The organism is Lewinella sp. 4G2 (assembly GCF_001625015.1).
Classification (GTDB): domain Bacteria; phylum Bacteroidota; class Bacteroidia; order Chitinophagales; family Saprospiraceae; genus Neolewinella.
The window spans coordinates 159698-171745 of the sequence record NZ_LVWJ02000019.1; the positions used below are offsets into that span (position 1 = coordinate 159698).

At 56.8% G+C, this 12048-nt stretch carries 5 protein-coding genes; 1 reads left to right on the top strand and 4 read right to left on the bottom strand.

The window, feature by feature from the left end; genetic code table 11:
• Positions 1 to 2: 2 nt before the first annotated feature.
• The 4 genes from A3850_RS17670 to A3850_RS17685 form a co-directional block, all read right to left on the bottom strand.
• The gene (locus A3850_RS17670; protein ID WP_068220291.1) at positions 3 to 2702 is read right to left on the bottom strand and encodes a T9SS type A sorting domain-containing protein; all 2700 of its coding nucleotides are present in this window, start codon (positions 2700 to 2702) and stop codon (positions 3 to 5) included.
• A 44-nt stretch (positions 2703 to 2746) separates the two neighbouring features.
• Positions 2747 to 4615: a glucoamylase family protein gene (locus tag A3850_RS17675; RefSeq protein ID WP_197494106.1), complete on the bottom strand. Its 1869-nt coding sequence runs from the start codon at positions 4613 to 4615 to the stop codon at positions 2747 to 2749.
• 271 nt (positions 4616 to 4886) lie between these two features.
• Positions 4887 to 7646 (bottom strand): hypothetical protein, encoded by a 2760-nt coding sequence (locus tag A3850_RS17680; RefSeq protein WP_068220297.1) that lies wholly within the window; start codon positions 7644 to 7646, stop codon positions 4887 to 4889.
• A 184-nt stretch (positions 7647 to 7830) separates the two neighbouring features.
• Positions 7831 to 9384, bottom strand: a complete 1554-nt coding sequence (locus A3850_RS17685; protein WP_068220300.1) for a T9SS type A sorting domain-containing protein — start codon at positions 9382 to 9384, stop codon at positions 7831 to 7833.
• Between the two features lie 526 nt (positions 9385 to 9910).
• On the opposite strand from A3850_RS17685, the gene A3850_RS17690 reads away from it, so the two are divergent.
• Positions 9911 to 11887, top strand: coding sequence for an ABC-F family ATP-binding cassette domain-containing protein (locus A3850_RS17690; protein WP_231915362.1), 1977 nt, complete (start codon positions 9911 to 9913; stop codon positions 11885 to 11887).
• Positions 11888 to 12048: the final 161 nt, after the last annotated feature.

The following is a 12048-nucleotide window of genomic DNA, read 5'->3' on the forward strand; positions in this document are numbered from 1 at the left end:
ACTTAATTACGGACGATACGGGTACGGGCCACGAGGAGGCCATTCGCGTTCCGGGCCGTCAGTACGTAAGTACCACGGGGCACATCCGCCACATTCCATTGCACCTGCGTCCGCGCCTGATCTACCGTAAGGGTCCGTACGCGTTGGCCGGTCATGTTGATGAGCTCGAAGGTATTCGCGCCGGCACCGTTATCGATGTTCAGGATCTCGTTGACCGGGTTCGGGTACACGCTGATGTTCTCGAAATTGACCGGGTTAAAGAGACCGACCGTACCACATGCAGCATCACCGACAACAATATCATCGAAGAAATACGTAGCATTTTCTGCAACTACGGCGCTATTAAGGATGAGTACGAAACGATCATACCGCGTATCATCGGGTAGAACGCTCATATCGAAGGTGAGCTCTTGCCACTCATTGGGGGTGGTGTACATGGCAATAATATCGCCGGACTGGGGCATTTCTTCGGGCCCGCCTTCGAGCTTAAAGACTACTTCACCGGCCACGTCCATGAGTACTTTCATCTTGACGAATTTATTACCCGCCATAAAGACGACCGGCGCGCGGGAGTCCGCGAACATGCCGGCAAAGAATTCACCATCAGCCGCTTTTTCGAAGGTACCTACCTTTGCACTGGGGTTACCGGGGCCAACACGGGGGTTATCCGAAATGATGAAGTCATTTCCCTCCAGCATACCGTTGGCGAAGTACTGCCAGGAAGTGATCGTCAGGTCTTCTTCCTCGAAGGTGACCACGCAATCGTTGACGTACGGGGCCCGCGCGAACTGCAGATCGTCGAGGAAGTATGTATTGGGTGCGGCGTTATCCGTACCGGCGCCAAAGAACATCACTAGGCGGGTGTAGCCACCACCTTCGCTGGCGCTGAAATCAATTTCGTAGTCCACCCATTCCATCGTGGCGGGGATGTCCACGAAAGTCTCCACGTCGCCGGCGGTGCCCCCTTCAAGTTTGAAGAGGATCTGACCCTCGACGGGTGCCCAGATCTTGGCCTGGAAACGGTTGTTAAGGCTGAGGTCAATCGGCGCACCGAAGTCCACTACCAAAGCATTGAAGGCGCCGGGTGGGTCCACGAATTCACCCACTCCGGTGCTGGTGTTTGCGGGGGTGAGGTCGGGGTTGTTGATTGCGTTCACCGTTCCCACCGTGTAGTTGGCGTTGCGCTGGCACTCGAAATTATCGAGAATAGTATCGTCCAGCGGCACATCGGCGCAGGCGTCCACCGTGCTCTGGCCCTGGACTAGGTTGTCGAAGTAGTACAGGCCGGTTCCGGTTGTTTCGGGGTCGAAGAGGATGCTGATGCTGCCGAAATCCTCCACGTCGGCGAATTCCTCAAAATTGAAACTGAGGGTCTGCCAGGTCATCGGATCCTTGATATTGGCGGAGATGGAACGGGGGCCATCAATCGCGCTGCGTAGCTGGAGGGTAACACTGCTCGCCCCTTCCGGCGCCCACACGTCGAGATTCAACTGTGGGTTGGCGCTCAGATCCAGGCCGTCCAGCAAAAAGGCCGTCAGCGTTGAAAAGTTGGAGCTGCCTCGAACGTAGCTACCCACGTTGGCGGACGAGTTCCCTTCCATATCGGGGTTAGGGATGGGGCCGTTGAAGGTGCCGTGGAGCGCGGTATTGTTGTTCAGTGGGGCCCAGCCGAGCAGGGCACCATCCTCAAAGTCCTCCAGTGCCTGGGCCGGTGGCGCGGGCGCAAGCGTTAGGTCGTCGATGTAGTAGATGTCACCAGCCGCTTCGTCGACGCCGACGTTAAAGAAGAGCACGAGATTTTCGTGATCGGCGGCCGCCTGGCTGCTGAAGTCACCGCAGACTTCCACCCAGGTCATGATCTCATCCTCGGCAATCGCTACCCGGGGTGCTTCAAATGGTGGAGAAACGCCGCCCTCCAACTTGAGGAGGATCTCACCCGCGACGGGCGCCCAGACCTTCATGCAGAAGCGGTTGTTAACCGATAGATCGATGCCATCGTTGTAGTCAATAATCAGAGCGTTAAATCCACCGTCGCGATCCGTGTACTGACCAACTTGCGGGCTGGTATTAATTCCGGAAGCATCGGGGTTGTCAATCACCACGACGTCGTCAAAACCAACGCTGTAACTCACGTTGCGCTGGCATTCGAAGTTATCCAGGATGATTGGGTCCGCGACCGTTCCGGCACAGCGGCCGGCGGGGTTAGCGGTAATGTTATCAAAGAGGTAAGTATCCGCGCTCTCCTCCACGCCGGGGTCGAAGAATAGCACGATGCGGTTAATGCCCGTAAAGCCAGCGGCAGCGGAGAAATCAAAGGTGTAAGTCCGCCACTGATCGGCCAGGGGGATGTTGACCATCCGCTCAATACTTTCCCCGCCGCCCTCAAGTTTCATGAGCAGTTGGGTAGCGGCACCGGCGTTGACCTGGATGGAGAATTCATTGTTCACGCTGAGGTCCAGCGGCTCGGCCAGATCGGCAAAGAATAGGCTGAAGCCGGTAGTTCCGGCCTTCGTGTATGAACCGACGAATGCGCTGGGGTTGCTCGTCGAGTCATTTGGGTTGGTGACGGAACCATCGAAGATGCCGTCGACGGCCGTCCACGTAAGGTCCGGACCGCCGTCCTCAAAGGTTTCCAGGACAACCTGGGCGTTGACGGCCACTGCGCCAAAAACGAGGGCCAGAAGGAGTAAAAGTTTGTGCATGATTCGAGATGTTTTAAGCGAAAATTTGAGATAGTGTGAATAGCCTACCGCCCACCCACGATTAGTGGTTGCGTCACCGCGGCACCCGGGCCGTTGATCTTCAGGTAGTAGAGCCCGGCGTTCAGGCGCGGCCGCAGGTGCAGGGGAAGTTGGTGCGCGCCCGCCCCCAATGTTCCGGGGGAGGTGATCCGGCGAATCACCCGCCCCTCCCCACTGAGGAGGTCGATGGTAATGGACGCGGGCGCGGCGAGGTCAAGGCTGAGGGTAACCCACTCGGTAGCGGGGTTAGGGTAAACGCTGGGTTGATCCCGCAGAAAAGCGGGAAGGGGGGCTTCGACGGAGGTGCTCAGGTCGTCAACGAACCCTACCCTCTCGATGATGCGTTCGGCTTCGGGGCCACTCATGAAGAGGTCCCACAGCAAACCGGAACGATGGTTCTCAATCATACAGATGATGGGCCCCTGGTCAATGGCCAGGTAGCTATCCGCGTACCAGTTGCGGCTGACGTTGAAGGCATCATAAAAACCGAAGGGGCCCCACATCCGGTCGCCAAGGTCTCGATAGAAGTGCTTGAGGGCGGCCATGCTTTCGTCCGGCGTGTACGGCATGCTACTGAGGGCGGCCGTTGGGGCGATGGTACCGTTATCGACGGTAGGGTTATCCGGCGCGTGGGCGAGGTAGCCGTCGGGGTCGTCACTCGCAGTAAGTCCCCAACAGTTTTCTCCGTAACCGGCGTGGTTGTATGGGTTTTCGATACAGTGGGCCTGGTCGATCAGCGCGTGGTTGCGCCCGACGTTGAAGTAGTTGGCGTAAGCATCCTTCTTCTCCCGCGGGTCGAAGGCGATGTAGCTGTAATGGGTGTAAAACAACGGGCCTCCCTTACCCCGCCCCACCAGGAGTGGGATGCCATTAAACCTGAGGGAGTTGAGGTAATTACCGCCGACCCAACCGGAGTCGTAGAGGGAGCGCGGAATGGCAAAATCAGGATTGGGGGCAGCGATGGCCAGCAAGTAGACGATGTGGGTTTCGTTAAAGCCCCGTACGTCCAGGTCGATGTCGAAACCGAAGTTGGGCGACCAGTGCCACGTCAACACCGTAGGGTCAAGTTGGCGATACCAGTTCCAGTTCACCTCGGCGTACAGTTGGCTGATGTTGTCGCGCAGGGCCTTTTCCTCCGCGTTATCCCCCGTGTAGTAGGCTTTCGCGGTGAGTAGCCCCTGTAACAGGAGGGCCGTTTCCACGATGTCTCCCCCGTCATCCGTAGGGCTAAAGGGAATCACGGCTCCCGACCGCCCGTTCAACCAGTGGGCGAACGCCCCCTGAAAGCGGGGGACGGTCATTAGGAAATCTACGATCCTACTGGTTCGTTCCCGGGCCTGCTCGTAGGTGATGAAGCCGCGTTCCGCCCCTACAATTAGGGCCTGGACGCCGAAGCCCGTGCCGCCCGTCGTGACGAAACCAGCCGTGTTTCGTTCCCGGGCCATCCCTGACGTAGGGTGGCCGAATTCAAAGAAGTAGCGGAGGGTGTATTCCTGGACCATATCCAGCAACATCGAATCACTCATCTCGAAGGTGGAGACGGCTACCGTATCGGAAGCATCCCCCAACTGCCCGCTAGATCCGATCGCCCGGACGAAGTAACGCCGATTCTCATCCTGGGCTCCTACAAAATCGATCAGCCGCCCGTCGAAATTAGCGGCGGTACCGACCAAAGAGAATGGCCCGTCATCCGTGGCGCCAAAAACGCGGACGTTACCCACGAAAGGGTTAGGTGAAGGTTCCCAGTTGATCTCGACGTGGTGGTCGAAGGCACGGGCGGCCACTCCTGTGAGGGCATCCGGTTGCCCGGTCAGTACCCCGCCGGCAGTGGATACCAGGACGAGCACTAGCAAGAAAAAACGGGAAAAGGTCATTTGCATGATTTGATTCATCGACTTGGATGTAATTATCCGGGAATAGCCCCGGGGAACCTAAAATGTGACCTCACTACGACTACGCCACCACACCATTTCGCTACTCCTTCAGGTGTAGAGGTAAAGCTTAAATCACTATTCATCAATAAGTTAGCTTTCGCCCCGCGATGCACCAGGTGAGCGTAGCACTACGCCACCTAAAAAAGGTCTTTGGGCTGACGGCGAGGCTTAACAATAAGGGCACGCCCTCAATCAAACTGCCTGCCCTGACTTAAAAGTCGAGTAAGTAAGTATTTAGGTCGCCCCCGCTTTCCAGCCCGAGTTTCTTTCGGAGTCGGTAGCGTTTATTCTCCACCCCGCGGACGGAGATGTGCAAGAGCGGGGCGATTTCTTTTGAGCTCAGGCCCATGCGCAGGTAGGCGGAAAGGCGGAGATCACCGGTAGTCAGGTTAGGATAGGTCTTCCGCAGGCGCTTCAGGAAGGCCTCGTGCACCTCGTTGAAGTGAGATTCGAAAATGGCCCAGTCTTCCTCATTGTTGAGGTTCCGGTCAATGAGGTGTTGCATCTTGCGGTGGTCCAATCTTTTCTCCGGGGTTCGGCGTGATCGTTCGATTTCCTCCTTCAACACCAGTAGCATCTCATTCTTCTTGGCGAGCGTCAGGGTCGTATTCGCCAGTTCCTCAGTTTTCCGCCGGACGTTCGCGTTCAGCTCCTGATTCCGGGCCAGGACACGCTGTTGTTGCAATTCCCGTTGCCGGACGATCTCCAACCTCCGGGCTTGAGCACGAAGACGTTGGAGGTGCAGCAAGTAGAGCAAGTACAACAAGGCAACCAACAGAACCCCGTAGAGTAGGTAAGCGAGCTTAGACCGGTACCACGGCGGCGCGATGGAAAAGTGCAGGGCATTCCCAGCGTCGAACCAGTTCGCTTCCACTTCAAAACGGTAATCGCCGGCGGGTAAACTAGTGAAGGACCGCGTTCCCGTCGGTGACCAGTCGGACCACTGCCCACCCGCGTAACCGACCAACCGGCTCCGGTAGCTAACGGGCCGGTCGTAAACGGGGAGAGCGAAGCTAAAGCGTACGTCGTTTTCCCCGTAGGAAAGCTCAATCGGCTGGTCAGATTGCTGGTTAATGGAGTGGCTACCAGCCGCCAGTTGTTGCCATCCCCGTTGATTGGCGGTTTCCGCGTTGAGCAGCATATTGGCAACCGGCCGGCGTTCGGCCTGCACGCTGACCCGCGCGTAACCCTGGTCTAACAGAAAGAGATAATCGTCATCCGCCCAGGGGATAATGATGGGAAAGGGGAATCGTAGCCGCAAGGGAAGGTTCGTAACAAAATCCCTACCCCGATAAACGCCGATCCGGTCCGCTGCGTACAGAAACCACTCAGAACTATCCCGCCCGACCAGACACTGGTTCCCCGATTGCAGCGGTACGCCCCGAAATTCGGTAATTGACCGCAGTACCCCGTCAGCGTACTCATACAAGGAGTCTTGCGTCTGCACGAGCAGCGTTTCCCCAAAATCGGCGGGGCTGGCTTTGATCAGGCCGGGCGCATTGATGGTGTCCAATTGGACTATTGAGCGGTAGTCGTCACTAAGTTTGACTCGGTAGCCACCGCGTGAGCCGTGGAGGGCAAGAAACTCTCGGTCACCAGTACGAGTAAGATAGCGGATTGGCGCATCGAGGCCGGCAATTCCGTGGGTGACGTAAACACCATCCTCTTTTTGTAAGAGTTGCAGCCCCGTGTAGGTAGCCTGTATTAACGTTCGCGGCTGATCTGGCAGGGGCAAGGAAGCCCAGCCTCCGGAGCGGTCCGACACGATTTTCGCAACGTCACCCTGCACCGCGTAGGTACCATTGTTGTGTCCACAGAGTAACTCACCATCCAGTACCCGGAGCTCCCAGACTTGTCCGGAAGTACCCCGTACTAACTCGTAGCGTTCCCGGGCATTGTCCCATCGGTATAGCCCCTGGTTAGTGCCCACGTAAGCCTGGCCACCGTGTTTGATGGCTGCGTATACGGCTCCGGGAGGTCGATCATTACCAACGTGGTACCGGATCAACTTGGAACGATCAATCATGTCCAGGCCCCGGTCCAATCCGAGCCAAACGTTTCCCCATTGGCTTTCGGAAAGTGCGAGAACGGTATTATTGCTCAGCCCGGTCGTTTCGTTGAGTTGGCTGAAGGTGCCGGCCGTTTGTTGGTAAAAGAAAACTCCGCTGGTGATGGTCCCGATAGCAAGGGTTCCGTCCCGCAACTGGAGCAACCGATTGATCTCACTCCCACCCAGCAATTCGTTGAGTTCGGCCGACCAGCTATCCAGTTTATCCTGCCGCAATACGTAGATGCCGTCGCCGGTGGCCACGAGCAGACCGTCCGGGCGTTTCACCATCCCGACGACTTCACGCTCCCCTAATTCTTCTGAACCGGGCAGAAAGCGGAAACCCGACTCCGCCGTCCAGCGGTAAAGGCCGGCGCCGGTAACGGGCACGATCAACTCGTTGCCATCCGCGCGGGCGAACATCATTACTCCGGGGGGGCTGACCTTCGTGATGGTTTCCCCCTCCAGCATAAAGAACTTGCCGAATGACTGAAACATCACCCGGCCATCCGCCAAGCGTTCGATGTGCCAAATCTCTTCGTTACGGTCGGCCACACTAAGCTGCGCGGCCAGGGAGTGCCATTCCGCACCGCCGTGATCGCTCAGTTGAAAGTAGCCAAATTCTCCGTAGCCGCCGGCGTAGACTCGGTTGCCATCCGCCAGCACCGCGCGTACCGTCGGGCTTCCGGGTAGCGGTAACGTTAGCCACTTTACCCCATCGTAACGTAGCACTCCGGCGGGGTTCGCTACGTAAATTCTGCCGGCGGCATCCTGGGTGACGGCCCAGTTTTGCACCCCACCACCGTGGTCCTCGGCCGTGAAACGGTGGATACGGGGAACGGGGGCATCCGACTGTCCGGGCAAACGCCCAGCGCAAGAGAGCACGCCGAATAAAACCAATAGTAGGTAGCGTTTCAATAGCATGAAACCTGAGCGCTAATCGGATTAGGGGTGAAAAGACTGCAGCCGCCACCGGGCACGGTAGCAGCTGCAATGTAAGGGGCTTGGTGTAGAAGCTTAATACAATAAGTGTTGGTTCAAGAATTGCTTACGCAAAGTGTCACGGCCACACCATAACGGTGGTTGATGCAGCCGCAAAAGAAAGATTTTAGTGCACAATGAATACGGAGTTGACCCGCTGCTCATCCGTCATTCTAAGGAGGTAAGTACCACGAGCTGCCGTCGCGGGAAAGGCGATTGAAACGCTGTTCGCTCCCTTCGCCACCTGGACTTGTTTCCGTAGCACCACTCTCCCGGAAAGATCCACCAACTCCACCAGTGATTCCCCGTCGACCGGCGAGGTGAAGGCTAAGGAGAATTGATCTTCCACCGGGTTAGGTGATACGGTCAGGCCTGCCTCCGTACGTACGATATTAGCTGAGCGCACGGGAGAGTATTCAAGGCTACCGTCCAGGTCTTCCATCCGTAGACGGTAGAGGTGTTGGCCACTCCCCGCGCCGTGGAGAAAGGTGTAGGGGCGGGTGCCTTCACTGTTACCGGCCGCAGCGATTTCTCCCACTTCGGACCAATTGGACCGGTTCGTTCGGTGCTCGACGACGAAGCGGCGGGAGCCTTCCTCCAGGGAGGTTTCCCAGTCGAGCCGCACCGCCTCTTTCACTACTGATGCCGTAAAGTCGACCAGGCTAACCGGAAGTACCGCTTCGAAAGCAATGTCATCAAGGAAGTACTTGTCGTTAGGGCCAGGTACGTTACCCGAGTTGAAGAAGAGGACCAGACGGGTATGATTTTCGTTGGCCTGAGCCGAAAAATCAACCGCGATGGTTTCCCAGGTGCTGGTACCCATCACTGTGGTATTGACCTCAATGCTGGGCGACGTCCCTCCCTCTAACTTGACGATCAAATTTCCGGGAGTGGCGGAGTTGACCTTCATCGAGAACTGGTTATTCGTAGTCAGGTCAATCGGTCCGTCAAACTGAATAAAGATGTTATCAAATTCGGCACCGATATCCTGAAAGCAGCCCACCCGGTCGCTGGGGTTATCTGCGTTCACCAGCGGATTAGCGACAATGGGGAAACAAGTCTGGAAGGGCTCATTCTGTTGGCACTCAAAGTCATTTAGAATGGAGGGATCCGCCTCCACGTTGGAACAGGGATCGGTGGCCCCGGCGTCGGCCGCAAAACGCACGTCGTCCAGGAAGTAGGTTTCCGGTCCGTTTGTTCGGGTAATGTCAGCGTTAAAGATCAGGATGAGTTCCGAGTGGTCGGCGCTGGCTTGGTCGGAAAAGTCGAAGACATACTCCGTCCAGACCCCGCTCGTCATGGACGCCACCTGCTTTTCACTCGAGGGAGAAGTACCACCCTGTAGGATCGCCAAAAAGCGACCGGCGGGCATGGCGTCGGTGTACACCTTGATGCGGAGCTGGTTAAAAATGGTCAGGTCCAGCGGGCCGCGAAAGTCCGTGAAGAGGCCATCGTAGGCATCGTTCTGGTCTACGTACTCACCGACCATTGTGCTGCCGTTCACGTCATCAGGTGCGGGGTTGACGACCGCAGGTAAACCGATATAATTGGTTTGGCACTCAAAGTCGTTAAGGATGTTACAATCGGGGTTCACATTCTCGCACTGCGCCCGTAATACGGAGCCACTGACGAGCACGAGGAAAAAGAGTAGCGTCTTCTGCATATTAATGTTTACTTGCATGATATCGATGTGGACAATATGCTCTGCCACATAAGCTACCAGCAAGAAAACGACCTCACCAAGAGTACACCATATACGTAAGTACTTGATTTTCAGGCTACTATTTTAGGCTGGGCGTTTACAGGCGCTGCGTACGGTAATCGAGGTTGTCCATCCCACTCTTAAAAAGCCGGACGCTTGGAGGAGCTCTTGCGTCGCACGCTCCAAGGTCCTTGATATGCTGACTTTGAATAATCCCCGGGACTTCCATAGATCCTTGGAGCGTCACGAAGCGTCCTCCAAGCGTTCAGTAATCGAGGTAATCCGTCAAACTCCTTGAGAACGGACGCTTGGAGGAGCTCCTACGTCGCACGCTCCAAGGTCCTTGATGTACTGACTTTTAAAATACCCCGCGACTTCCAAGATCCTTGGAGCGTCGCGCAGCGTCCTCCAAGCGTTCGGTAATTAAAGTAGTCCGTCCAACTCCTTTAGAACGGACGCTTGGAGGAGCTCCTGCGTCGCACGCTCCAAGGACCTAAAGATGTGAGTGAACCCAGAAACCCGTACCTTCGCCGCCTCAAAATCCCCCCTCCTGATGCTCAGCGCAACCGGTATCTACCAACAGTACGGCGATCGTGTACTTTTCAACCACGCCACCTTTGTCGTCATGCCGCGGGATAAGGTCGGATTAGTGGGCCGCAACGGCGCGGGTAAGTCCACTATGCTGAAGATCATTGCCGGGGATATCGGCTCCGATCAGGGCACCGTCACCCGGCCTAACGGGACGACGCTCGGCTTCCTGCACCAGGAAATGGACCTCCCTACGGGCAACACCGTCATGGAGGAAACGCTGACGGCCTTCGCCCACATCCAGGAGATGGACGACCGCATCCAGGCCATGACCAAGGAGCTGGAGACACGGATGGACTACGAGACAGACGCATACGCCGACTTCCTCGAAGAATTCACCTCCCTCACCGAGCGGTTCGCCGTCATTGGAGGGATCACCATGGAAGCCGAAGCCGAACGGGTGTTGAAAGGACTGGGCTTCGAGCAGAAGGACTTTTCCCGCCAAACCACCGAATTCTCGGGCGGCTGGCAAATGCGGATCATCCTCGCCAAAATGCTCCTCCAACGGCCAGATTACCTGCTGCTTGATGAGCCAACGAACCACCTCGACATCGAGTCAATCATCTGGCTCGAAGAATTCCTGGCCGGCTACTCCGGCGCTGTCATCACGATCAGCCATGACAAACAGTTCCTGGATAACGTCACCAAGCGGACGCTCGAAATTGAACTGGGGAAGGTCTACGACTACAAAGCCAGCTACTCCGAGTACGTCATCCTGCAAGCAGACCGGCGGGAAAAGGCCGAAGCGGCCTACGAAAACCAGCAAAAGGTGATCGCCGACAAGGAACGGACCATCAGCCGCTTCATGGCTAAGGCGACGAAGACCAAGATGGCCCAGTCCATGCAAAAGCAACTCGACAAGATCGAGCGGATCGAATTGGACCAGACGGACACATCCGTCATGAACCTGCGCTTTCCCAAAGCCCCGCGCTCGGGTGCCATCACGCTAGAATGTAAGAACCTGACCAAGAGCTACGGCGACCTCAACGTCCTCCGCGGCGTGGACCTGAAGGTGGACCGCGGAGACCGCGTCGCCTTCGTCGGCCAGAACGGGCAGGGTAAGACGACATTGGCCAAGATCCTGATCGGACTCATCCCCGCCACGGAAGGGGAGGCGAAATTGGGCCATAACGTCACGGTTGGGTACTACGCCCAGAACCAATCCGACGAACTGGACGGCAAGAAAACGCTGCTGGAAACGATGGAGGAAGCCAGCCCGCCGGAGATGCGGACCCGCCTGCGGGCCATGCTCGGTGCCTTCCTGTTCAGCGGGGAAGACGTTGAGAAGAAGGTAAGCGTCCTGAGTGGCGGGGAACGAGCCCGCCTCGCGCTGGCCTGTATGCTGCTGCGCCCCTTCTCCCTGCTGGTGCTCGATGAACCGACGAACCACCTCGACATGGCCAGTAAGGACATGCTCAAGAACGCCGTCATGGAGTACGACGGCACCCTCGTCGTCGTCAGTCACGACCGGGAATTCCTTGGTGGGCTTACGGACCGGACCATTGAATTCCGGGACCACAAACTGTACGAGCACCTTGGTGACGTCAACTTCTTCCTCGAACGGCGCCAATTGGATAATATGCGGTCCGTTGAGCTGGAGAAGTCCAAAGCGGATAAGCCGGCCCCTCCTACATCCACCGCACCTGCGGCAGCGCCCAAGAAAGAATTGAGTTACGAAGACCGCCGCCGCCTCGAAAAGAACGTCGGCAACGCCGAGCGGAAGATCGAAAAACTGGAGAAGGAGATCGCCAAGATCCACCTCACGATGGCCGACCCGAATTTCTACAACGACCAGGCCAAAGTGGACAAGACAACCGCCAGCCTGCAACGGAAGCAGCGGGAACTGGACGAGGTGATGGAGGAATGGGAAGTGGCGAGTGAGGAGCTGGGATAGTTTCTAGTTGGAGAGCACATTCTATACTCTCCAACGAGGAACTAGAAACTACGCAACTAAATACTCCCCAACCGTCGCCACGCCGTTAATAAAATTAGAAACACGGCTTCGCCGCCATACTTTTATTTGCTTCATAGCGTATATTGAGTACACATTATCCG

Bases quoted from the DNA above. Each gene is read 5' to 3' on its own strand.
- A3850_RS17670 (WP_068220291.1), bottom strand. From the start codon at position 2,702: ATGCACAAACTTTTACTCCTTCTGGCCCTCGTTTTTGGCGCAGTGGCC.
- A3850_RS17675 (WP_197494106.1), bottom strand. From the start codon at position 4,615: ATGACCTTTTCCCGTTTTTTCTTGCTAGTGCTCGTCCTGGTATCCACT.
- A3850_RS17680 (WP_068220297.1), bottom strand. From the start codon at position 7,646: ATGCTATTGAAACGCTACCTACTATTGGTTTTATTCGGCGTGCTCTCT.
- A3850_RS17685 (WP_068220300.1), bottom strand. From the start codon at position 9,384: ATGCAAGTAAACATTAATATGCAGAAGACGCTACTCTTTTTCCTCGTG.